The organism is Streptomyces filipinensis (assembly GCF_014649495.1).
In the GTDB taxonomy this organism is placed as follows: domain Bacteria; phylum Actinomycetota; class Actinomycetes; order Streptomycetales; family Streptomycetaceae; genus Streptomyces; species Streptomyces filipinensis.
On sequence record NZ_BMTD01000007.1, the window covers coordinates 128,164 to 151,041 of the forward strand.

Below are 22,878 nucleotides of genomic sequence, written 5' to 3' on the forward strand. Positions count from 1 at the left end.
CACCCGTGCGTGCGATCCGACGGGAACTCCATGAGGCCGGGAACGCCGTGCCATCTCCGCGCGCTGGGGAGCGCGGACGGCGTCCACCTGGAGACCGTGCACCGCGCGGCACGGCGCGTCACGGTCCGCGGCCCGCTCAGTCCCGCGCCGCGGCCGGTGCCTCGCGAGATGCCTGGACCCGGTCCGGCTCGGGAGCGGAACGGCGGCGTCGGCGCAGCAGCAGGCGTCTGGCCGGGCACTCCACCGCCTCGTACAGGACCCAGGACAGGCCCAGCGACACCGAGAACACGGCCGTGGTGACGGCCAGCCCCGCGAGCAGCCCGAAGTGCGGCTTCGTACCCAGCAACTGGGTGCCGGCCCGCAGCACCAGCAGATGGATCATGTAGAAGGCGAACGACAGCTCACCGAGCCGCACCAGCCGCCGGCGCCGCCACAGCGACGGCAGCCCCTGGACGTCCGCGACGGCCGCGGCAGGGATGAGCAGCGTGAACCCGGCGAGGGTGCACATGGTGGCGGAGTACCCGGGCGTGACCTGCGGGACGAGGAAGTAGCCGATGATCGCCAGGGCGAGCGACGCCTCAAGACCAGGCCCCCGCCATCGGCCGAGCAGCACCAGCCGGGCGGTGACCGCGCCGAGGACGAACTCCGGCAGCCGGGCCGCGGGGAACGAGTACAGCGGGTACGTCCACCAGTGGTGGGCGTCCGCCCGGGCCAGCACCATGACCGCCGCGACCGACAGGGCACCCAGCGCGACCGATCCGCGCGCACCGAGCCGGCGCAGCAGCAGGATCAGCAGGGGGAAGGCAGCGTAGAAGAACGCCTCGCAGGCGAGGGACCAGCTGACCGGGTCCAGCGTCTGCCACCACGGGTGCCACCAGGAGTGGAGCAGCAGCAGGTTGGACAGGGCCTGTTTCGGCGTCGGCCTCGGCTGGTGTGCCAGTGAGTACGCCATGACGAGGGCGACGATCAGGGTGACGAGGTGCACCGGATAGACGCGCGCGATGCGCCGCCGCCAGAACGCGAGCGCGCGGTCGCGGGGCCGGGCCGACCAGGTCAGTACAAAGCCGGACAGCACGAAGAAGAACGACACTCCGGTGGCACCGGCACCGAATCCCCAGGTCACGAGGCGGCCACCGGTGCCTCCGAAGTAGCCGAAGTTGTTCACGTGGAGTCCGAACACCAGGAGTGCCGCCATCCACCGCAGCCCCGTGAGGGACGGCAGCGAGGGCATGGCGGTGGCCGGGGAGTCCCTGGCGGTCGTCTCGCCGGTACGGGCGGGCGGCGTCGTCCGGAGCGCCCGGGTCGTCGCCGTGGTCATCGAATCACCTGCCGGAGAGGGTTGGCGTGGGGCATGAAGGGGAACGCTGCCCGTTTATCCCAGGTCCATCACGTCACATGGCAAACATCACACTGCTGCCGAACGACGAACCCTTCCGGATGCCACGGACGGCCGGACCGGGTGCACCCGTACGAGTGAGGCCTCGTGCACCGCCTTGATCGCCCCGGCCCGGCCCACCGGACACCCTGGTGACCGCTGTCCCACGCGTCACCGGCCCGCCGTGCGGCGGCCGTCGCCGCGGCGCGGCGATCCGGTCAACTCCACGCGGTCTCAGGTGAGTTGAAGTAATGGGGGTGAGGAGGCGTGGACGGACCACGCGGCCCGTCCCTCGTGATCCGTTCCAGCAAGGACATCAAGGACTCCCGGGCCCGCTCCTCCCAGGCGACCACGCGGGCCGTGGCCACTCCGTCGAACTCCAGCTCTCAACGCGCAGGGCAGTTCCTCCCGGGGCGCCAGAACGCGGCCTCGCTCGCGGCGGCGTGCTCGGGGCGCACGTTGAACTCCGAGTTCATCAGCGGGCGTTCCAGCTCCGCGGTGATCTCGATCATCCGCTTCCCGTGACGGACGGCCGCCTGCCGCTCCTCCTCGTCCGGCGAGGACCCCGTGTACAGCGGCAGCACCGAGGACAGCCGCACCCCGTGCGTGCGCGGGGGCTGCTCCAGCTCCGCCACCGGTGCGTCGTCCGCCCGCGGGTGCAGGAAGAACGGCATGAAGTCGTGGCGCGGGAACAACTCGATGGACGCGTATCCGAGTTCGGCCGGCGCGCGCACCATGGCGTCGATCGGGGCGCGGAACATGTGCGGGTCGAGGGCGATCTTCACGCGGCACCCCCGTAGAACGCGGAGCGCGGCTTGAGGCCCGTGGGGACGAAGCGTCCCGGCTCCAGGGCCTCGACGGTCGTGCCGGTGACGACGGTGGCGGCACAGCCGTCCCAGGCCGACGGACCGGTGGGCTCCTGGCCTGCGACGCTCTCCGCCATCCACGCGCGCAACGGGGTGTCGAAGGCCTTGGCGAACCGGCCCACCCGGTCCGTCGGGACCTCCGTGCCGTGCTGCCCGCAAGCGCGCACGGCGACCGCGGCGGGGCCGGGCAGCCGGACCAGGCCCGTCTCGCCGGCCGCCGCGCACTGTCCAGCGCCTCCGCGAACCGGGCCTGACGGCCGAACCCGCGGTCCACTTCGGCGACCAGCACCTGGAGGACCCCGAACCAAAGCCCAGAGAGGCGGAGCTGGACCCGGAACCGTCGTGTGCGGCACGAGCGGGCCGCCGCCTGTCTGAGTCCGACGGAGTCCCGCCTACGGCTTCGACGGTCAAGCCGCCTGGCCGGCGAGGGCCTTGACGAGCTGGTCCCGCGTCATCTTCGACCGGCCCGGTACCCCCGCGGCGCTCGCCCGCTGCCGCAGCTCCGCCTTCGACAGGGCCCCGAGGTCCTCGCCCTCCTTCCGCCCGGCGGTCCGTTTCCGGCTCTGCTTCCGTGCGGCGGTCGCCTTCCGGGACGCCACGCTCCCGGCCTCCTTCCGCCCGGCGGCCGGCTTCTCGCGGGCGGCCTTGCGGCCACGGGACCGGCTCTGCTCGACGCTCCGGCTGAGCGCCTCCATGAGGTCGATGACATTGGTCGCCTCCGGCGGCTCCGGTTCGCCGACGACCTCCTCGCCCTTCCGCTTCGCGGCGACGAGCTTCTTGACCCGCTCCTCGTAGGTGTCGTGGTACTCGCCGGGATCCCAGTCGATGGTGAGGGCGTCGATCAGCTGCTGGGCCGTCCGCAGCTCCTTGCTGTCGGCCTTCGTGCGCCGCTGCGGCAGTTCGGGCACCACGTCGGCGGGGTCGCGCACCTCGTCGGCCCAGTGCAGGGTGTGCAGGACGAGGACGTCCTGCTGCGCGCGCAACGCGGTCAGATACTCCTTGCCGCGCATGGTGAGTGTGGCGATCCCGGCCTTGTCCGAGCGCTCCAGCGCCGCCCGCAGCAGCTCGTAGACCTTCAGGTACTCCTTGCCGCGCGGGCCGACGTAGTACGCGCGGGCGAAGTACACGGGCGCGACCTGGTGCAGGTCGACGAACCCGGCCAGCTCGATCGCCTTCGACCGCCCGGGCGCGATCCCCTCCAGCTCCTCCGGCTCCACGACGACGTACTCGCCCTCGTCCAGCTCGTAGCCCTTGACGATCCGTTCCGGGGCGACCTCCTTGCCGGTGCGCTCGTTGACCCGCTTGTTGCGGATCCGGTCCGAGGTACCGCGCTGGAGCTGGTGGAAGTGCACGGTGTGGTCCTCGGTGGCGGTGTACAGGCCCACGGGCAGGGTGACCAGCCCGAAGGTCAGGACACCGGTCCAGATCGGTCTCGCCATCGCCTCTCGCCTCCTGTCCGAGGAGCCGTGGTGCTGCTAACGGGCGACCAGCCGGCGCGTACGGCCCGTGGACGCGCCGTCCGCCCGGGTGCCGGACAGTCGTTCCGCCTGGGCCGCGGTCTTCTCGGCGTGCCGCCGGGCCTCGCGCAGGGCGCGGTCGGCCTGCCGCGCCCGGTCGCGTGCCGTCTGCTCGTCGGTACGCGCCCGCCGCTGCTCCGCCTCGGCGTCGCGCAGTTCCCCGCGCAGGGTACGCACGCGCTGCTCCGCCTCGGCCACCCGGTCGCCGGTCTCCGCCGCCTCCTGTTCGGCGGCCCGGGCCTCCGCCTCGCAGGCGCGGAGCTCCCGCTCGGCGTCGCGGGCGGCTCTGCGGGCCTCGTCGAGACGGCGTCGGCGTGCCAGCCCGTCCGCACGCTCCTCGGCCTCGGCGCGCTTCTTCCCCGCTCCGCGTCGGTCGGTCTCTTCGGCTTCGGTGCGCTTTGTCCCCGCTCCGCGTCGGTCGGTCTCTTCGGCTTCGGTGCGCTTTGTCCCCGCTCCGCGTCGGTCGGTCTCTTCGGCTTCGGTGCGCTTCCTCCCCGCCCCGCGTCCGTCGGCCTCCGCGACCTCGGCGCGTCGTTGCGCCCCGGTTGCCCTCGGGGCGGTGGGACGGCGTGCGAGGACGCCCTCATCGGCCTCCGGAAACCCGAATGCGGAGCTCAGGGGCTTCACGAGCCGCCCCGCCGCCCATGCGCGGGCGGCCTCGGGGTCGGCGAGCGCGGCGTGCAGGGTCTCCTCGACCTCGCGCCGTACCCCCTCGCCGACCGGGTGCCCGGCCTGCGCGGCCAGCTGCCGCGCCTGCCGCCCGAGCGCGCCGATCACCTCGCTCTGCCGCCGGGCGAGCCTGCGCAGCTCAGGACCGTCCAGTGCACGATGGGCCCGGCGCAGCTCCTCACCGAGAGCCAGCAGCGGCCCGACCTGCCGGCGCACCAGCAGATTGCTGACCCAGGCGCCCAGGCTCGGCCGCCGCAACGCGCCGATCGCCTTGGCGAGGGTCTGGTCACCGGCCTTGCGGGCGTCCAGGGCACGACGGTCGCGGGCGGCGACGAACTCCTCCGGCCGCAGCCCGTACAGCTCGTCGGCGACGACGTCCAGGTCCACCAGTGCCCCTCTCGACGGCCACCTCGGTGCGGACGTACGAGTTTCTCACTGTGTGAGGCTTATGTGCAGAATTGGATGATTTGTCACCTCGGTGCCGGACTGGGCACGGGATGAGGCATGGCTGAGCCGGCGGCGTCCATGTGTCGAGGGGATTGACGCCGCCGGCGTTGGGGAGCCGTCAGCGCCGTCGGCGAGTCAGGGCACCCCCGTGGCCCTGGCACGCTGCGGGCACTGGGCCTGTTGAGCGACCGGGGTCAATGATGCGTGTGTGTGTCGGGGGGTGTCATTCGCACAGCGTCCACGTCGATGTGCCCACCGTCCACGGGTGTTCGGCTCAGCGCCTGTTCCCGTAGCTCGCTGGGCGTGATGCCGTGCGCGGTGCGGAAGGCCCGGGTGAAGTCGCCGGGGCGGAGGTAGCCCCAGCGGGCGGCTATCGCGTGGACGGGGAGACTGCGCAGCCCGGGGTCGGTGAGGTCCTGGCGGGCCTTGGCCAGCCGCTGGTCGCGTACGTACGAGGCCACGGTCAGCCCCTCCTCCTGGAAGAGGCGGTAGAGGTAGCTGCGCGAGATGTGGTGGACCGCGGCGATCTTCGCGGGGGTCAGCTCCGGATCGCCCAGATGTCGCTGGACGAACGACTTGATGTGCAGGATCAGGGCGCGGGTACGCGTCTCGGGCGGCAGGTCCGGCTCCGCGTCCAGGGCGTGGGCGAAGACGGCGGTGACGAGATCACTGACGACCCTGCCCAGCCGCTCGGCGTCGGCCGCCCGGTAGGAGGAGGTGTCCGAGGCTAACTGCACAAGCAGCCCCGCGAGCAGCGCGCCCATGCCCTCACGGCCGGATATCCGCTGTCCGACCACCCCGAACGCCTGGTCGGCCGGGAGATCCACGGCGGTGCGCGGGATCTCCACCCCGACGATGGTGACCGGGTCGGGGCCGGTGGATATCTCGTAGGACCGGGACGAGTGGTTCACGTGGAAGTCGCCGATCCGGTACCCCACCTGCTGCCTGCCCCAGCTCGCCGCGCCGTCGCCGCGCCGCAGCAGGGACAGGTGGAACACCTCCGGGTCGGACTGCCGCACGAGCCTTGGCGTCCGACGGAACACCAGGTGGTCGAAGGTCGCGGGCCACACCGCCACCTCGTCCAGCCCGATGACCCGCTGGTGTCCTCGGTAGTCGGCGGTGCGGTCGCTGCTCAGGTGCATCGGCGCGTGCGTACGCCCCAGTTGCTCCGTCCACGCCTCGAAACGGTCGCTCGCCGGCAGTTCCTGGGTGCTGAAGACGGTTTCAGGCAACACGGCGGTAGTCAACCACAGGGTGGGGCGGGGGCCGTCGGGGCGTGCAGGCGACCGCTCTCGGGTCAACCGGCCGTGTCCCGTGTCCCGTTACGACCGGTCGACCCGCGGCACACCGCGGACGAACGCGTCCGTCGGCGAGCTTCCCGGCTCACCCGTTGGGAGGACCGTGCGGCTTGCCGCGCGACCGTCGTCGTTCCGGGGCCACATGATGCGGGCATGCCCCGGACCCTGCCGCCGACCCGCTCCGCGGCCGGCCGCCGTACCGCCCGCGCTCCCGCCACCGGTCAGCGCCATGCGAAGGCGCACGCCAGGCCGCGAGCGGAGAGCCGCACGCCAGGCCGCGGGCGAAAGGGGACGCGAAGGCAAACGCGAAGGCAAACGTGCGGGCGGGTACGGGAGAGGACGTGCGGATGACCGGCGGGCGACGGCGCGCGACCAAAATTGCATCGTTAGTTTTCTTGAAGCCTTCGTGTTTATGAGGGTAGGTTCGGCCGTATGACCGCCTCCCCGACCCCGACCACCGCCGAAGAGCTCCGCGGTGCCGGCCTGCGCGTGACGGCAGCCCGCGTCGCGCTGCTGGAGACCGTCCGGGCGGGCGACCACCTCGGCGTCGAGGCGATCGCCTCCGGGGTACGCGACCGCGTAGGCCACATCTCCCTGCAAGCCGTCTACGAGGCCCTTCACGCACTCACCGCGGCGGGTCTGGTCCGCCGCATCGAGCCGGCCGGTCACCCGGCGCGGTACGAGGGCCGCGTGGGGGACAACCACCACCACCTCGTGTGCCGGTCCTGCGGCGCCGTCGTCGACGTCGACTGCGCGGTCGGCGACGCGCCGTGTCTGACCGCCTCCGACGACCGCGGCTTCGCCATCGACGAGGCCGAGGTCGTCTACTGGGGCACCTGCCCCGACTGTTCCACCGGCCGCAGTTCCTGAGCACCGAGTTCCGCACAGTTCGGAAGGATTGCCATGACTGAGAACCACGACGCGATCGTCACAGACGCGAAGGCGGAGGGGGCGAGCGGTGGCTGCCCCGTCGCCCACGACCGGGCCCTGCACCCGACCCAGGGCGGTGGCAACCGTCAGTGGTGGCCGGAGCGGCTCAACCTGAGGATCCTGGCCAAGAACCCGCCCGTGACGAACCCGCTCGGTGAGGAGTTCGACTACGCCGAAGCGTTCAAGAGCCTCGATCTTCCGGCCGTGAAGCGGGACATCGCCGAGGTTCTCACCACATCCCAGGACTGGTGGCCGGCCGACTTCGGCCACTACGGCCCGCTGATCATCCGCATGGCCTGGCACAGCGCGGGCACCTACCGCATCAGTGACGGCCGCGGCGGCGCCGGCGCCGGCCAGCAGCGCTTCGCGCCGCTGAACAGCTGGCCGGACAACGCCAACCTGGACAAGGCCCGCCGCCTGCTGTGGCCGGTGAAGAAGAAGTACGGCCAGCGGATCTCCTGGGCCGACCTGATGATCCTCGCCGGCAACGTGGCCCTGGAGTCCATGGGCTTCTCCACCTTCGGCTTCGGCGGCGGCCGCGAGGACGTCTGGGAGGCGGAAGAGGACGTCTACTGGGGCCCCGAGACGACCTGGCTGGACGACAAGCGCTACACCGGCGACCGTGAGCTGGAGAACCCGCTCGGCGCCGTCCAGATGGGCCTGATCTACGTCAACCCCGAGGGCCCGAACGGCAACCCGGACCCGCTGGCCGCCGCCCGCGACATCCGCGAGACGTTCCGCCGCATGGCGATGAACGACGAGGAGACCGTCGCGCTGATCGCCGGCGGCCACACCTTCGGCAAGACCCACGGCGCCGGCCCCGCCGACGCGGTGGGCGCCGACCCCGAGGCCGCCGGCCTGGATGAGCAGGGACTCGGCTGGAAGAGCACCTACGGCACCGGCAAGGGCGCGGACACCATCACCTCCGGCCTGGAGGTCACCTGGACCGCCACGCCGACCGAGTGGGACAACGGCTTCTTCGACATCCTCTTCGGCTACGAATGGGAGCTGACCCAGTCCCCGGCCGGCGCCAACCAGTGGGTGGCCAAGGACGCCGAGGCCGTCATCCCCGACCCGCAGGACCCGTCGAAGAAGCGTCTGCCCACGATGCTCACCACCGACCTGTCGCTGCGCTTCGACCCGATCTACGAGCCGATCTCCCGCCGGTTCCACGAGAACCCGCAGGAGTTCGCGGACGCCTTCGCCCGCGCCTGGTACAAGCTCACCCACCGTGACATGGGACCGAAGTCGCTGTACCTCGGCCCGGAGGTCCCCGACGAGACCCTGATCTGGCAGGACCCGCTGCCGGAGCGCGAGGGCGAGCTGATCGACGACGCCGACATCGCGACCCTGAAGACCAAGCTGCTGGACTCCGGTCTCTCCGTCTCGCAGCTGGTCACCACCGCCTGGGCGTCCGCCTCCACCTTCCGGGGCAGCGACAAGCGCGGCGGTGCCAACGGCGCTCGCATCCGTCTGCAGCCGCAGCGCGGCTGGGAGGTCAACGAGCCCGACGAGCTGGCCCAGGTGCTGCGCGTCCTCGAGGGCGTCCAGCAGGACTTCAACGCCTCCTCCGGCGCCAAGAAGGTCTCCCTGGCCGACCTGATCGTGCTCGGCGGTGTCGCCGCGGTCGAGAAGGCCGCCAAGGAGGGCGGCTTCGAGGTGCGGGTCCCCTTCACCCCGGGCCGTGTGGACGCGACCGAGGAGCACACCGACGCCGAATCCTTCGAGGCGCTGGAGCCGACCGCGGACGGCTTCCGCAACTACCTCGGCAAGGGCAACCGCCTGCCGGCCGAGTACCTGCTGGTCGACAAGGCGAACCTGCTGAACCTGAGCGCCCCCGAGATGACGGTGCTCGTCGGTGGTCTGCGCGTGCTCGGCGCCCACCACCAGCAGTCCCAGCTCGGCGTCCTCACCAAGACGCCCGGCGTGCTCACCAACGACTTCTTCGTCAACCTGCTCGACATGGGTACGACCTGGAAGGCGACCTCCGAGGACCAGACCACGTTCGAGGGCCGGGACGCCGCCACGGGCGAGCTGAAGTGGGCCGGCAGCCGCGCCGACCTCGTCTTCGGCTCCAACTCCGAGCTGCGCGCGCTCGCCGAGGTGTACGCGAGCGACGACGCGAAGGAGAAGTTCGTCAAGGACTTCGTCGCCGCGTGGGACAAGGTCATGAACCTCGACCGGTTCGACCTGGTCTGAGCATCGCTTCGAGGGCGTCCGGGCCGACCTGCGCAGGTCGGCCCGGACGCCCTCGTCGTTCACCGGGGCAGGGCCCTCCCCGTTGATCGCCCCCACGGACCTGTTCGACAGAACTGTCACAGATGATCCACAACGGTCACAGGCGATCCACCGCGGAAACCCCGGGCCTCCCCGTTCTGTCTCCCCCGGTGAGCACCGGCAAGGAGCCGGTCGCACCACATACACCGGACATATCGGGGGACCCCATGCAGCACCGCAACACCATCCGCCTCGCCGCGTCGGCGACGGCCGTGATCGCCGCCGCGCTGTCGCTCACGGCCTGCGGTGCGGGAGGCGGCGACGGGGCGGGCAGGACGTCCTCCCCGGCCCCGGCCTCCGCCACCCCCTCCCACGCCGCCTCCGCCCCCGCCACCGGCAACCCCGGCCCCGCAGCCTCCTCGGCCTCCTCGGCCCCGGGATCCTCCGGCGGCGGTACGGCGACCTCTTCCGGTGCGCCGGCCGCCTCTCCCGCGTCCGCCACCTCGGCCGCCACGACACCGCGGTGCACGCTGTCGGCCGTCGAGGCGACGGCCTACCAGGCGGCCAACCGTCCGGTCGGCACCGGCACGGGCGCGGCGATCGTCGAGTTCACCAACGTCTCCGCCCATGCGTGCGCCCTCCAGGGCCACCCGACCGTGGCCGGTGCGGGCAACGGTTCCCCCTCGCACAACAGCCCGCTGACGGTGACCCCCACGGGTACGGCGTCGTCCGTGCGTCTCGCCCCGGGCGGCAAGGCATGGGTGAAGCTGACCTTCCACCAGGTCCAGGGCGAGGGCGACGGCTACTGCAAGTCCGGCGCGAAGCCCGTCGTCTACCCGACGCTCGTGGTCGGCCTGCCCGGCTCGGGTGCGCACCAGGTCGCGCTGACGGACGGTGAGTTCGCCGAGTGTGACAACACCGTCGCCGCGACCGCGGTCACGTCGGTGAAGCCTGCCTGAGCGGCACTCCGTTCCGCGGCCGGCCCCGCAGCAGACGGCGGCCTCAGACACGGCGAGGCTACGCCGTGGGGGAGAGACCGGCGTCCACGGAGAGCTCTGCCGTGGGGGGACGCGCCTTTCCGGCCGTGCTGGAGAGGCGCGCAGGCACCCGCAGGGCCCTTCCCCGGTCTCCGGTCCCTGGTCCCCGCGAGGGGCGCGGGGACCGGGGCGCTCCGCCGGTCCGTCCTGAGGGATCTGCAACTCGGCGCCGGCATCGACGGCGTGGAGACCACCCGCAGGCTCCGCTCCCTCACCGCCTACGAGACCGACGCCGACGTCACCCGTGCCGTGGAGGCCGGCGCCACCGGCTGTCTGCTGTAGGCCGAGCGCGCCGAGGACCTCTTCACCGCGATCCATGCCGCCGCCCAGGGCCGCCCGGCCCTCTCCCCACCGGTCGCCGACCGCGTCATGTCCCGCCTGCGCGACCCACGCCCAGCACTCACCCCACGCGAACGCGACATCCTCGCCCCCCTCTCCCAGGGCCTGCCCGACCACGCCATCGCCCGCGCCCTCCACATCAGCGAGGCCACGGTCAAGACCCACCTGCGCCGCATCTACGACAAGCTGGGAGTCGACACCCGGGCAGGGGCGGTGGCGAAGGAGCAACGACTGCTGCCCTGAGGTGCTTTCGAAGACCGGCAAGGGGGCGCCGCGCGAGCAGCGACCACAGCGCACCCGGCCCCGCACGACAGTCGTCAGCCGTCAGCGGCAGTGCCTCACAGCCCGACAAGCGTCAGCCCCACGGCGCGACAGCGGTCAGCCTCACGCCGCCGACGAGGTCCTCACCTCCGCAGCGCTTCGAACGCCTCGCGCCCCGCGACCCCGATCGCGAGGTCGACATCCGGCGCCAGCCCCGCGCAACGTCCCGTGCGCGTCAGCGCGGCCATCGCCACCCGGTCCCCCGACTCCGCCTCGACCACACCGATCTCGTGCCGCAGATGCAGGAAGGTCCCCGTCTTCCCGCTCCACCGCAGCGTGTCCGCCCGCAACTCGCTCGCCAGCCGGTGCGTGAAGACCTGCAGGCCCATCAGCCGCCGCAACTCGGCCGTCGCCCCCGGAACGGAGATCTCATCGCACCACACCCGCCCCACCAGTTCCACCAGCGCCGCGGCCGATCCCACGTTCGCGTACGCCGGATCCAGGGTCGCGATGGTGGGCCGCCCCGTCCGTTCGTCCCGCACGGCCAGTTCCAGAGCGAGCGAGAAGTCATGTGCCGCCGCACCGGCGGCGCACTCGTACATGTGGTTCAACCGGTGCCGCATCCGGATGTCCCCGCAGCCCCACGCCCGCAGCCGCGCCTCCACATCGGCCACCGGCACGAGATCCAGCAGTGCGTCCGCCGCCGCGTTGTCGCTCACCGCCAGCATCTGCAGGAGCAGGTCGCCGACGGCCACCGTGGCCGGGTACCGGAACGCCGCGAGCCCGGTGTGACCGACGCTGCTCCTCGCCGGGTCGAGCGTCACGGGGTGCGCCGGGTCGAGGGCCCCGGCCGCGATCCGGTCCAGTACGACGAGGGCGAGCGGGACCTTCACCACCGACGCGAGCGGCATCATCTCCTCGACGTCGAAACCGAGTTGTTCGCCCGTGTCGAGGTTCCGGGCGAGGAAGGAGCCGCGCACACCCAGGCCCGCCCAGTCCGCGGCGATCGCCTCGGCGACGTCCAGCAGGGCCCCGTCGCCGTCCACGTACACCGGGTGGTGCACCGGCGCCGCGCTCATCCGCGGGCCGCCAGACGCGCCGGGACGTCCCCGGCACCGCGGCGTGACGCGCCGGACCCGCGGACGACGGCTCCCACGGCCGACGCCAGCAGCGGCGCCAGCCAGTCCGGCACGACCGCCGCGCCGGCCCGGTCGGGGGCGGCGCTCACGTCGTACCCCCGGTGCAGTGACCGGTCGCCCAGCGGCGCCCACCGGGCCCCGTGCTGCCGGGCGAACGGCTCGGCGCACAGCAGCAGCGCGCGCCCGGCCAGCGTCTCGGCGAGGGCGGTGGCCGCGGACCCGCCCGGCCGGAACCGGCCCGGGGGGAGCCCGGCCCGGGCGAGGGCACGCTCCAGACGGTCCTCGCACACGGGTACGTGATCCTCCGGCAGGGTCAACACCGTGACAGGGGACGCGGGTTCGCCGGTGCGGCGACGGCGGGGACGCAGGTCGTCCAGGTGGATCGCGCGCCGCGAACCGGCCTGGCCCGGGAGCCGTTCGCCGTGGGCCGCCTCAGGCGCCGACGCGAGGCCGAGCGGCACCCGGAACGCGCCGCGCTCCGGCGGAACCCGCACCAGCGCGTAGGCGAGCGAACCGTCGGCGAGCCCGGAATCCCGTGCCAGAGGCGGCAGTTCACGTATGCCGAGGGTGATTCCGCGCTCGGTGCCGGCACGGATCGCGCGCGCCAGCGCCGCCGGGGCGCAGTGCGCCGGCACCCCGACGGCGCGCACCCGCGTCCGCCCCGCATCACCGGCGACCTGCCGCAGCCGCTGCGCCCGGTCCAGCACGTCCCGCGCGTACGGCAGGAGCAGCACCCCCAGCTCCGTGGTCGTGATCTGCCGCCGCGCACGGTCGAACAACAGGCCGCCGAAGTGCTCCTCCAGGGTCTTGATACGGCGGCTGAGCAGGGGCTGGGCGATGCCGAGCCGGTCGGCCGCCCGGGAGAAGCTCGCTTCGTCGGCCGTCGCCACGTACGCCTCAAGGTGGGCCAGGAGATCCATCCCGCACTCATATCAATAAGGCATGAGGTGTTCAAACTTCACTCTTGGACATGAGTGTGTTCCGCCTGTTTCTCTGGTCCCGTCGAAGATCGACGACTCCGAACACGGACGACCCAGGAGGACTGTGCCCATGACCGGCTCCCACCGCCCCGGCCCCCACCCCATGGCCCGCCGCGGACTGTTCAAGGCGGGCCTCGCGCTCACCACCGCGGCCGTGGCGGCCGGCGCGATCCCCGCGTCGGCGGCGGCTGACGGCGAACACCGCGACGTCAAGGCCGAGTTGAGCGATCTGGAACGCCGGCACGGTGCCCGGCTCGGCGTGTACGCGCGCAACCTCCGCACCGGCCGGACCGTGGCGCACCGGGCGGGAGAGCGGTTCGCGATGTGTTCGACCTTCAAGGCGTTCGCCGCGGCGGCGGTGCTGCGCGACCACGGCGACTGCGCGCCGCTGGACAAGGTCGTCCACTACCCGCCGCACGACATCATCTCCAACTCGCAGCGCACCGCGGAGCACGTGGACACCGGTATGACGGTGGCGGAGTTGTGTGCGGCGGCGATCCAGTACAGCGACAACGCGGCGGGCAACCTGCTGCTGCGCGAGATCGGCGGCCCCGCCGGACTCACCCGCTTCTTCCGGTCGCTCGGCGACCAGGTGAGCCGGCTCGACCGGTGGGAGACGGACCTGGGCAGCGCGATCCCCGGAGACCTGCGCGACACGACGACCCCGCAGGCGCTCGGCCGCAGCTTCGAGCGGCTCACCCTGGGCCGGGCGCTCACCGGCGCCGACCGGGAACGGCTGGTCGGCTGGCTGAAGGGCAACACCACCAGCGCCGCACGGTTCCGTGCCGGCCTGCCGCGCGACTGGGTGCTGGCGGACAAGACCGGCACCGGTGACTACGGGTCCGCCAACGACATCGGCGTGGCCTGGACCACCCGGGGGACGCCGGTCCTGCTGACCGTGCTGACGGCCAAGGGCGCCCAGCACGCACCGGCCGACGACGCGCTCGTCGAGGAGGCGGCACGCATCCTGGCCCGGGGCCTCGCACCGGGCGAGTAACCGACGGCACCCAGAACGCCCACGGCGACCGCAACGGCTGCAAGCTGGGCGGCGACGACATCGCGGTCTACCGCGTCGTGCGGCACGGCATCGCCTGCAAGAACGGCCACCACGGGTTCACCTGGCACTTCTGAACAGCAACAGCGGCCTGAATGAGGGCAGTTCCTGACCTAGGTCCCGGCTACGGTCGGGACCATGGACACTTCTTCGGAGCACCACGCGTCCCTGCCGTCCGACGAGCGCACCGAGTTGCTGGGAGCCCTCGCCGAGCAGCGGGCGTTGCTGCTGATCACCGTGCGCGGCCTGACCGACGCCGAGGCCGCCCGCCGGACCACGGTGAGCGAGCTGACGCTGGGCGGGATCGTCAAGCACCTGGCGCGCGGTGAACGGGTGTGGGCCCAGATCATGGCGAAGGGCGACGGCGAGGTGCCCGAAGGCATGCTCGACCTCGGCCAGTACCGCATGGCCGACGGCGACACGCTCGCCGGGCTGCTGGAGGAGTACGCGGCCGGGACCCGCGCGATCGAGGCGGCCGCGGCCGCCGTTCCCGGCCTGGAGCGGACCGTGCCGCTGCCCCGGACCCCCTGGTCCCCGCCCGAGACCGTGTACTGGTCCGCCCGGCGCATCCTGCTGCACCTGATCCGCGAGACGGCCCAGCACGCCGGGCACGCGGACATCATCCGGGAGGCGCTGGACGGGGCGAACACCACCGCGCAGCGGTGACCGCCGGCACGGTTTCCCAGTACCGCAAGTAACATGATCACCTTGCTTCGGGTGTACCAGTCAGTCAACTTTTACGCGTCCCAGGACGCGCCCTGCCCGGAGAAGTCCATGTCTTCTGTCAACGACGCGTTGGAGAACGCGCGCCTCACCTACGACCAGCACATGCGCACGTGCCGGCAGTGCCACGCGGACCGCGCGGCCTGTGCCGTGGCCAAGCATCTCCTGCGGATCTACAACAACGCCCGCAGGGACCACATGCGCGCGGGAGGGCAGCACCCGGTGACGGACTGACCGGGTTTGTCCCGCTCGGGCTCGCCCCAGGCGGGACACAGCACCGCCTGGATCCTCGCCGCGAACCGGCGGCACACCGCTGCCCTGTGCTCAGGCCCCGCCGTACAGCGCCGCCGTGTCGGGCTCGGGCGGCGGGGCGTGCCGGGCCGCGGGGCCCTTGGCGAACGTCCGCAGGAGGTTCTCCGTGGTGCGGGTGACGAAGGCGCGGGTACGGGCGTCCATGCCGTGGTCGCGCCCCAGCATGCCCGTCCCGGCCACCAGGCCCTCCACCCAGCGCATGGTGCCGGTCGCGAACACGCCCGCGCCGCCGGCGGCCGTGTAGTACGCCGAGTCGCTGTGGCTCGGCCGCCCGCCGCAGACCAGCGGGGAGTGGGCGGTGATCTCCAGGGGCCCCGGGGTGGGGGCGCCGGGGGTGACGCGGTCGTACTCGACGCCCACGAGATGCGCGAAGGCGTCACCGGGGCGCGCGCCGGTGCCGTCGTAGACCCAGTGACCGGCGGCCCGCACGACGTAGGGAGCGTCGACCGGATAGCCCTCGTAGAGCACCCCGGTCAGTGAGGACTCGGGATCCGCGGCGGGCGGCAGACGGTAGTCGGTGGTGACCTGGGCCGGCTGCGAGCCGTAGCAGGGGTCGGCGCGGTAGTCGGTCTTGTAGCAGACCACCGTACGGTCGTCCGCGGCTTCCCCGGCCTCCAGCCGGACGCGGCGGAAGCAGGTGTTCGCACCGAGGAAGGCGATGTTCGTACCGGCGTCACGGGCGGCGGTCACATGGGCCCGCTGCCGCGGTGTCCAGTACTCGTCGTGCCCCAGGCAGATCACGGCGTGCGCGCCCCGCAGCACCCCGGGATCCCGGTGGACGTCGACCCCCGTGCTGTAGGCGAGCGGGATGCCCAGGCGCTCGGCCAGCACCACCAGCGCCCACTCGTACACCAGGAACTTCCCGTCTCCGTCGCCGTCGTAGGGGCGGTCGAAGCTCACCGCGAGGGAGCGGGTGGCGTACGCCCCGGAGGCACCGGCGTACAGGCTGCTGCCGCCCCAGCGGTTGTACGCCTGCCAGGTCGCCGGAGCGTGCAACAGGACGGTACGGCCCGCGCCGTCGGCGGAGCGGACGATCAGCGGGACGTACCGCTGGTGGCCGGTGTCCGCCTCCAGCCGCAGCAGATAGGCGCCCTCCGGCCAGCCGGAGGTGTCCACGGACAGCGTCCTCGGCCAGTCGGCCCGCACGGTGCGGGTCGTGGGCAGCAGGCGCGGGGCCGGCCGGGCGCGGCCGGGTATGCGCTCCGACGCCCAGATCCGGCGGGCCTGCCGGCCGCCGTACCAGCCGACCCGGAACGCGGAGACGCGGAAGGACGCGGCGGTCGTGGACACGTGCAGCCCGACGGTCTCGCCCGGGGTCACGCTCACCCGGTCCGGGTAGCCGGCCACGGCGTCCGGCGGCCCGGTGGACGCCAGCCGCCAGTCGGTGGTGCCCGGCGCGTCCTGCTCCGCCTCGGGTCGCAGCCGCCGCGCGTCCCGGCCGGTCGGCTCGTGCGGGTGCGGCGGGGCGGCCGTGCACGCGGCGGCCGTACCGAGGCCCAGGCCGGTGCACAGGGTGAGGAAACGCCGGCGGCCGAGGCCGTCCGTCGGCGCGGTGTCGTGTCCCGGAGCCACATGACCTCCCGGATGCGTGTCCGCTCCAGCGTCCCGAGGCCCGCCCGGTCGCCGCAACCGCGGCGGCGGGGGAGAGCCCGGCGGCGCGCGCTCGCGGGGCGGGAGGGTACGGCCCAACGGGTGACGTTCCGCACCGGCCTCAGGTGCGGAAGCCGACGTGCACGTGGTCGTGGTGGGCGGCGTCGCTGAGGAACTGGCCGGCGGCGGCGCCCGTCAGCGGCAGGGGACCGCCCACGTTGTACGACCCCGCGGCCGCGGCGTCCCGCATGAAGCGTTCGACCAGGCCGCGCGGGGTCGCCGGGTCGACGACCGCGTGGCCGTCCTGGATCGCCGCGCCCGGACGGAGCCGTGCACCCCCACCCCCTCAGAACGGCGGATCGCCGAGGAGTTCGAGGAGAGACGCGGCGCTGTGCTCGGATCCCGCGGCGGCGCCCGACGGGGCGGGGAACGTGCGGCCCCAGGACGCGGCGCGGCCCAGGGCGCTCAGACGCCAGGCGAGACGTGCGGCGCGGCGCAGCTCCGCCGCCGTGCGGCCGGTGTCCGTCCAGGGCTCCAGGTAGGCGTCGAGGAGCCGGGCCAGGACCCGCGGCCCGTACCGCGCGCGAGCCTTCTCGGCGGGGACCCGCAGGCTGCAGAAGGGGTGCGAGACGGCGGCGTCGCCCCAGTCGAAGAAGACGAACCGGCCCGGTGCCGGACGGAAGAGCTGGCCGTCGTGCAGGTCGGCGTGGTCGAGGGTGTCCGCGACGCCGACGGAGGCGAGTTCGGCGCACCAGTGGGCGAGGCGGGGCCGCAGCCGCTCCAGCCGGGCCCGGTCCTCCGGGCTCAGCGCGGTGTTGCGCGCGAGCAGCCGGTCGAACTCCGCGGGCAGGCCGAGGGTCCGGGTGGCGGGCACGCCCAGGCGCTCGATGTCCCGCGCGTACCGGGTCAGGGACCGCTGCATGCGCGCGTACTGACGCAGCGGCTCCTCCCAGCTGCGCGGCTCCGCCGCCTCCCGGGCGAGCACGTCGCGGAAGAGCTCTCCGCCGTCGGGCAGCAGGGCCCACGCGCGGTCGGCGTCCACGGCCAGCGGTCGTAGCACCTGCTCCGGCACCCAGCGGGCCAGCGCCGCGGTCAGCGGCCCCTCGAAGGCACTGGCCGGCGGGTTCGCCTTGAACCAGACGGCGTCCCGCCCCTCCACGGGCACCCGCACCAGCACGGACCACGGCCGCAGCCGCACCCTGAGGATCCCGTTCACGCGTAGGCCGTGCGCCGCGAGCCGCCCCGCCACCCAGTCGAGGGCCTCGGCCCGCCAGCGGCCCTGCTCCCACGGAGTCGGGGCGTACAGGTAGGTACCGCGGTCCACGGCGATGGAAAACTCACTCCGCATCGCGCCATCCCACCACCACGGCCCGGGACCGGTCAGCCGGTTTTCCGATTCCCGGAAGAGCACCACGAGCGTTCCTGGTCCGGCCGTTTCCCCGCCGACCGGCTCGACACCACCGGCCGCAGGGGCCTCGGCCTGGAGTGACCCGCACGCCAGCAGGGTGGCCGGCCGGCGCGACAGGGCGGTCGGGCCGCGACCTGCCGGAGAAGCATGCGCGTTCGCGTCCCCGCCGGAACGGCGCCCGCGCCCCCGGACGTCGTCCGGGGGCGCGGTCCTCTGGGGTGGTTCGGGATCAGACGGTGCCGTGCTGCCTGCGGCGCAGCGTCAGGTACGTGCCGGTCGCACCCGCGGCCAGCAGGGCGCCCACGCCGAGGCCGACCGGCAGGACCGGGAAGCCGGAGGCGTCGGTCGAGGCGGCCGTGTTCTCCATCGCCGGGCCCGGCGTGATGCTCGTGGCCACCGGGGCGACGTGCTGGACCGGACCGACGTGCCGCACCGAGCCGTCCGGGTTCAGCAGCACCTGCTTGTTGTTCGGGTGCCGGAAGTCGAACATGCCCGCGAGCGAGCCGGCGGTGGCGTCGAAGGAGTGGTCACCGATCCGGCCGGTGCGCCAGTTGTCCTCGATGAACCGCGTGATGGACGCCTGGTTCGTCAGGACGTGGTCGACCTTGTTCACCTCGCTGTACGGCGAGACGACGAGCAGCGGCTGCCGGGTGCCGGGACCGCAGCGGTCCGCGTAACCGCCGGCCGCCTTCGGGCCCTTCTGGCAGGCCGGGCTGTCGGTGGCCTTGCCGTTGGAGCCGACCGAGGTGTCCGTGGAGCCGTTCCTCGGGACGACGTAGGCGTGGTCGTACCAGCCGTCGGAGTCGTCGTAGGCGACCACGATCGCGGTGGACTTCCACTGCGGCGAGCTCTGGATCGCGTTGATCTGCTTGACCAGGAAGTGCTGCTCGTCGACCGGGTCGGAGTAACCGGCGTGGCCGTCCTGGTACGCACCGGCCTTGACGAAGCTCACGGCCGGCAGCTTGCCCGCCTTCAGCGCGGCGGAGAGGTCGGTCAGGTCGTAGTTGTGGTTGGCCCGGCCGGCGTGGCCGATCTCCGAGACACTCTTCGGCGCCAGGTGGTGCGGGTTCGCCGTCGACTTGTAGTACGCGAACGGGTTGTGGTGCGGGCTGTAGTCGACCACGGCCGCGCCGCCCACGTTGGTGTGCGTGGTGTCGCACTTGGCGTACGAGCCGGACGCGCCGTTCCACGCGGCCGACGGACGGAAGCCGCCCTGGAACCAGCCCCAGCTCACCTTCTTGGCGTTGAGCAGGTCACCGATGTTCTTGCCCTGCATCGACGCCAGCGCGTCGGTGCTGGTGTGGTCCTTGCCGGAGCAGTCGTCGTAGGCCGGATCGGGGTCGTTGACGACCGTGCCGACGCCCTTGGCGTCCGGCGACTGGATCGCGTACGGGTCCGGCTTCGACGTCTGCTTGCCGGTGGCCGGGTCCACGGAGACGGCGCCGTGCGTGTTGCCGGAGATCAGGTTGAGCGCGCCGGGCGTGGACGGGCCGTAGTTCGAGCTGTAGGAGCGGTCGCTCAGGGCGTAGTGCTGGGCGTAGTTCCACAGCGCGGTGACGGTGTTGCCGTCGTAGTAGTCCATCGCCAGGCCGGGCTCGCCGAACAGGCCGCCGCTGCACTTGTCGACCTCGGTGTTCTGCACGAACTGGTCGGCCTTGCCGCCGTTGTAGGCGTACTGCTCGGCGCCGTAGGAGTGGTTCTGGTCGCAGGTCATCGCCTGGGACGGGGACAGCCGCTTCGGCGCGTACTGGTTCGGGTTCTTCGTCAGCAGCCCGGCGTGCGCGAGGGTGTCGATGTTCTTCGGGGTGTTCTTCGACGCGGTGAACTTCGTGCCGTCGGTGTTGGCGGCCTTCGGGTACGTGGCGAAGTAGTGGTCGAAGGAGATGTTCTCGTCGAAGAGCACGACGACGTGCTTGATCGGTGTCGCGGTCGAGGAATGGCCGCTCTGTGCTCCGGAGGGCGCTGCTGCCCAGCCCGGCGTGTTGCCGCCGAGCATCGTGAGCGCGGCGGCTCCCGCGAGCGCGCCGATACTGCGCATCGCGGTTCTTCTTCCCCTGCTGGCCATGGTGGTCTACCCCTCCGGACAGAACGTTTGTGCGTTGTACGAGGACGCATGCTGCGCCCGTTGCCGGGCGCGCCGGCGGAGCCATGATGACGCGTGGGTGAACACCGGGTCAGGGATGCTGGGACCAATTTTGACGATGTGTTGACTCTTTTGGTCCCTCACTTGTCCGGACAGGATCAGGTGAACAGGGCGCGCCCGTACCAGTCGGAGGCGTCCCGCACCCCGGGCAGCGCGAAGAAGTAGCCGCCGCCGAACGGGCTGATGTAGTCCGTCAGCGGCTCGCCCGCCAGCCGGTGCTGCACGGTCTCGAACTGCCGCTTCAGGTCCTGCTGGTAGCAGCAGAACAGCAGGCCCATGTCGAGGTTGCCGTTGGTGTCCATGCCCCGGTCGTAGTTGTAGGCGCGGCGCAGCAGACGCTGGCCGGCGGTGGCCGGCGTGCGCGGGTTGGCGAGGCGGATGTGCGCGTCCAGCGGGATGACGTCACCCTTGGGGTCGTCGGCGTACTTCGGCGTGTCGTGCTCGTGGTCGCCGTCCAGCGGCGCGCCGGAGACACGGGCGCGGCCGAACATCCGCTCCTGCTCGCTGAGCGAGACCCGGTCCCAGAACTCCACCAGCATCCGGATCAGCCGCACGACCTGGTAACTGCCGCCGACCGCCCAGTCCGGCTCGTCCATGCCCTTGCCCACCCACACCAGACGGTCCATCTCGTGGGCGTTCGAGGCGTCCGGGTTGGCGGTGCCGTCCTTGAAGCCCATCAGGTTCCGCGGGGTGCCGGAGGGGCGGGGCGGGCTGGAGAAGCCGTCCAGCCGCCAGCGGACCTGCAGGGCGCCCCGGGTGTGCCGGGCGATGTCGCGCAGCGCGTGCAGGACGGTGTCCGGCTCGTCGGCGTGCAGTTGGAGGCTGAGGTCGCCGTGGCACCAGTCGGCGCGGAGGTCGTCGTCGGGGAAGGCGGGCATGGCGGTCAGCCGCCGGGGTCTCAGCGCGGCCAGCCCGAACCGGTCGTCGAAGAGCGAGGCGCCGACGCCGACGGTGACGGCCAGTTGACCCGAGGGCAGCCGGTCGCCGAGCACGCCGGAGTCGGCGGGCGGACCGGTGATGCCGGCCGGGGAGGGCGCTCCGCCCGAGGTGAGGAAGCGGGCCCGGTCGGTCAGCGTGCGCAGCACGTCGGTGAGTTCGGCGCGGCTCGCGGCGGTCACGTCGAGGGAGGCGAACACACAGGTCCGTCGCGGGGCCGCGATGGCCGAGGCCTGGTGGACGCCGTGGAAGGCGGCGAGGGCGGGGCCGGCGCCGGGCGTGCCGTCCGGGGCGGCCGCGCCCGTGGCCAGGCCGGCGCCGGCGAGGGCCGCGCCGCGCAGGAAACGGCGCCGGCCCAGGCCGTCGGGCCGTCCGGCGCTGCTGTCACGGTCGCTGGGACGGGCGTTCACACGGTCCTCCGCGGGTCGCACAGGGTGGCCACCGACGCCAGCCGCTCCACCAGGTCGCCGAGGTCCGCGTCGACCTGTTCCCGCCGGGCGCGGCCCAGGCCGCCGAGCGGGGTCCAGCGGTCGCCGTGCCGGAAGCCGTCGAGGGTGTGCCGGGCGCGGTCCAGTTCCCTCTCCAGCTCCGGCAGACCGGCGTACCGGGTGGCGAGCAGCGGGCGCAGCCGGGACAGCACCGCGCGGGTGCCGTCGAGATTGGCGCGGGCGGTGGCGAGGTTGCTGCCGCTGCCGTAGTCGGTGCGGCCGGTCAGCTCGAACTGCACGGTGTTCTCCAGGATCTCGTGCGCGCGCAGACCCAGCTGGGCGGGGTCCATCCGGGTCTGCGACCAGCCGTCCCGCAGCCCGGTCAACGCCTTCACCAGCGCCGCCGCCGGTGTGCGCAGCCCGTCCGCCGACTCACCGTGCCACAGGCCGTACTCGACGCGGTGGAACCCGGCGAAGTGTGCGTCGTGCACCCCGCCGGGCAGGCCGGCGTCGGTGCCGTTGATCTCCGAGTCCGCGTCCCCGAAGGCGTCGTACGCCGCCCCCAGCCGCTCGTACCGCAGATGCGCCGGCAGCCACGCCGAGCGGGCACCGGCGAGGTCGCCCCGGTCGATCGCGTCCCGGAGCCTCGTGGTCAGCCGGACGACGTCGGCGAGGCCGCCGCCGACCCACTTCTGGTAGGCGAGGGCGGGCGGGATCAGGTCGTGCTGCGTCACCGGCGCGGCGCCCGGGCCGCGCCGCCCGCCGGTGATGCGCACGGTGGGCCCGGTGACGGCGTCGGCGTCGTCCGGCACGCACTTGAAGGCGTACGTCCCCTTGCCCAGCCGGACGGTCAACTCACGTGTGGTACCGGGCCCGACGCCCTCCACCTCGCCGTACACCGCCTGGCTGCCCGGGTCCTCCAGGTAGACCTCGGCGGCGCCGTCGGAGGAGTTGTGCAGGTCGAAGGTCCGCAGACCGGGCTCGGGGCGGGTCCAGCCGCGGCCGCAGCGGCTCTGCGACACGTCGATGGCGATGTGCCCCGACGGGGCGGCGCCGGACGGTTCGTGCCGTGGCCCACCCAGTGAGAACGTGAGCAGCGTGGCCGCGAGCGCCGCGGCGAGGACCACGAACACGGCGGGGGCCGTCCGGAGCCGGACGGACCGCGTGCCGAGGCGGGGCAACGGCATGGCGAGCCTTTCCGGACGTCGT

The 22,878-nt window shown here is 72.9% G+C and carries 19 protein-coding genes and 3 pseudogenes; 8 read left to right on the forward strand and 14 right to left on the reverse strand.

What is annotated here, in order from left to right; genetic code table 11:
• Nucleotides 1–136 precede the first annotated feature (136 nt).
• From IE244_RS17800 to IE244_RS17825, 6 genes and pseudogenes are all read right to left on the reverse strand, one after another.
• Nucleotides 137–1,318 (reverse strand): acyltransferase family protein, encoded by a 1,182-nt coding sequence (locus IE244_RS17800; protein ID WP_191874500.1) that lies wholly within the window; start codon nt 1,316–1,318, stop codon nt 137–139.
• Nucleotides 1,319–1,788: 470 nt separating this feature from the next.
• Nucleotides 1,789–2,160 (reverse strand): annotated as a pseudogene (locus tag IE244_RS17805) (TIM barrel protein); the annotation flags it as partial.
• The gene (locus IE244_RS17810; RefSeq protein ID WP_191874502.1) at nt 2,157–2,408 is read right to left on the reverse strand and encodes a hypothetical protein; all 252 of its coding nucleotides are present in this window, start codon (nt 2,406–2,408) and stop codon (nt 2,157–2,159) included. The gene IE244_RS17810 and the pseudogene IE244_RS17805, both read right to left, overlap by 4 nt.
• A 240-nt stretch (nt 2,409–2,648) precedes the next feature.
• Complete coding sequence (ku, locus tag IE244_RS17815) at nt 2,649–3,680, reverse strand: non-homologous end joining protein Ku (RefSeq protein WP_191874503.1); 1,032 nt, start codon at nt 3,678–3,680, stop codon at nt 2,649–2,651.
• A gap of 36 nt (nt 3,681–3,716) precedes the next feature.
• Nucleotides 3,717–4,814, reverse strand: coding sequence for a hypothetical protein (locus IE244_RS17820; protein ID WP_191874504.1), 1,098 nt, complete (start codon nt 4,812–4,814; stop codon nt 3,717–3,719).
• 254 nt (nt 4,815–5,068) lie between these two features.
• Complete coding sequence (locus IE244_RS17825) at nt 5,069–6,109, reverse strand: helix-turn-helix domain-containing protein (RefSeq protein ID WP_191874505.1); 1,041 nt, start codon at nt 6,107–6,109, stop codon at nt 5,069–5,071.
• Nucleotides 6,110–6,604: 495 nt separating this feature from the next.
• On the opposite strand from IE244_RS17825, the gene IE244_RS17830 reads away from it, so the two are divergent.
• The 4 genes and pseudogenes from IE244_RS17830 to IE244_RS17845 all read left to right on the forward strand — a co-directional run bounded on the left by IE244_RS17830 (nt 6,605) and on the right by IE244_RS17845 (nt 10,938).
• Complete coding sequence (locus IE244_RS17830; protein WP_191874506.1) at nt 6,605–7,042, forward strand: Fur family transcriptional regulator; 438 nt, start codon at nt 6,605–6,607, stop codon at nt 7,040–7,042.
• Nucleotides 7,043–7,075: 33 nt separating this feature from the next.
• Nucleotides 7,076–9,301: a catalase/peroxidase HPI gene (katG, locus tag IE244_RS17835; RefSeq protein ID WP_191874507.1), complete on the forward strand. Its 2,226-nt coding sequence runs from the start codon at nt 7,076–7,078 to the stop codon at nt 9,299–9,301.
• 245 nt (nt 9,302–9,546) lie between these two features.
• Nucleotides 9,547–10,278, forward strand: coding sequence for a DUF4232 domain-containing protein (locus IE244_RS17840; protein ID WP_191874508.1), 732 nt, complete (start codon nt 9,547–9,549; stop codon nt 10,276–10,278).
• Between the two features lie 96 nt (nt 10,279–10,374).
• Nucleotides 10,375–10,938, forward strand: a pseudogene (locus tag IE244_RS17845) (LuxR C-terminal-related transcriptional regulator).
• A gap of 161 nt (nt 10,939–11,099) precedes the next feature.
• On the opposite strand, the gene IE244_RS17850 reads toward IE244_RS17845, so the two are convergent.
• Entirely contained in the window at nt 11,100–12,035 is a 936-nt protein-coding gene (locus IE244_RS17850) for a serine hydrolase (protein ID WP_191874509.1), read from the reverse strand.
• Complete coding sequence (locus tag IE244_RS17855) at nt 12,032–13,015, reverse strand: LysR family transcriptional regulator (protein WP_191874510.1); 984 nt, start codon at nt 13,013–13,015, stop codon at nt 12,032–12,034. The genes IE244_RS17850 and IE244_RS17855 overlap by 4 nt, the downstream gene beginning before the upstream one ends.
• Nucleotides 13,016–13,178: 163 nt before the next feature.
• Here IE244_RS17855 and bla point away from each other — a divergent pair, with 163 nt between their 5' ends.
• The 4 genes and pseudogenes from bla to IE244_RS17870 all read left to right on the forward strand — a co-directional run bounded on the left by bla (nt 13,179) and on the right by IE244_RS17870 (nt 15,086).
• Nucleotides 13,179–14,072, forward strand: coding sequence for a class A beta-lactamase (gene bla, locus IE244_RS17860; RefSeq protein WP_373305752.1), 894 nt, complete (start codon nt 13,179–13,181; stop codon nt 14,070–14,072).
• Nucleotides 14,063–14,200, forward strand: a pseudogene (locus tag IE244_RS42040) (right-handed parallel beta-helix repeat-containing protein); the annotation flags it as partial. The gene bla and the pseudogene IE244_RS42040, both read left to right, overlap by 10 nt.
• A gap of 67 nt (nt 14,201–14,267) precedes the next feature.
• Nucleotides 14,268–14,795, forward strand: coding sequence for a DinB family protein (locus IE244_RS17865; RefSeq protein ID WP_191874512.1), 528 nt, complete (start codon nt 14,268–14,270; stop codon nt 14,793–14,795).
• A 108-nt stretch (nt 14,796–14,903) separates the two neighbouring features.
• Nucleotides 14,904–15,086 (forward strand): hypothetical protein, encoded by a 183-nt coding sequence (locus IE244_RS17870; RefSeq protein ID WP_031168583.1) that lies wholly within the window; start codon nt 14,904–14,906, stop codon nt 15,084–15,086.
• Between the two features lie 90 nt (nt 15,087–15,176).
• Here the strand turns inward: IE244_RS17870 and IE244_RS17875 are convergent, their stop codons facing one another.
• The 6 genes from IE244_RS17875 to IE244_RS17900 all read right to left on the reverse strand — a co-directional run bounded on the left by IE244_RS17875 (nt 15,177) and on the right by IE244_RS17900 (nt 22,856).
• The gene (locus IE244_RS17875) at nt 15,177–16,736 is read right to left on the reverse strand and encodes a N,N-dimethylformamidase beta subunit family domain-containing protein (RefSeq protein ID WP_229854175.1); all 1,560 of its coding nucleotides are present in this window, start codon (nt 16,734–16,736) and stop codon (nt 15,177–15,179) included.
• Between the two features lie 139 nt (nt 16,737–16,875).
• Nucleotides 16,876–17,004: a hypothetical protein gene (locus tag IE244_RS42810; RefSeq protein WP_268252895.1), complete on the reverse strand. Its 129-nt coding sequence runs from the start codon at nt 17,002–17,004 to the stop codon at nt 16,876–16,878.
• A 96-nt stretch (nt 17,005–17,100) separates the two neighbouring features.
• Nucleotides 17,101–18,102, reverse strand: a complete 1,002-nt coding sequence (locus IE244_RS17885) for an aminoglycoside phosphotransferase family protein (RefSeq protein ID WP_191874513.1) — start codon at nt 18,100–18,102, stop codon at nt 17,101–17,103.
• 289 nt (nt 18,103–18,391) lie between these two features.
• Nucleotides 18,392–20,200, reverse strand: a complete 1,809-nt coding sequence (locus tag IE244_RS17890; protein WP_229854176.1) for a phospholipase C — start codon at nt 20,198–20,200, stop codon at nt 18,392–18,394.
• Between the two features lie 203 nt (nt 20,201–20,403).
• Nucleotides 20,404–21,651, reverse strand: coding sequence for an iron uptake transporter deferrochelatase/peroxidase subunit (gene efeB, locus IE244_RS17895; RefSeq protein ID WP_191874515.1), 1,248 nt, complete (start codon nt 21,649–21,651; stop codon nt 20,404–20,406).
• Entirely contained in the window at nt 21,648–22,856 is a 1,209-nt protein-coding gene (locus IE244_RS17900; RefSeq protein ID WP_191874516.1) for an EfeM/EfeO family lipoprotein, read from the reverse strand. Before IE244_RS17900 ends, efeB begins: the two co-directional genes overlap by 4 nt.
• Nucleotides 22,857–22,878: the final 22 nt, after the last annotated feature.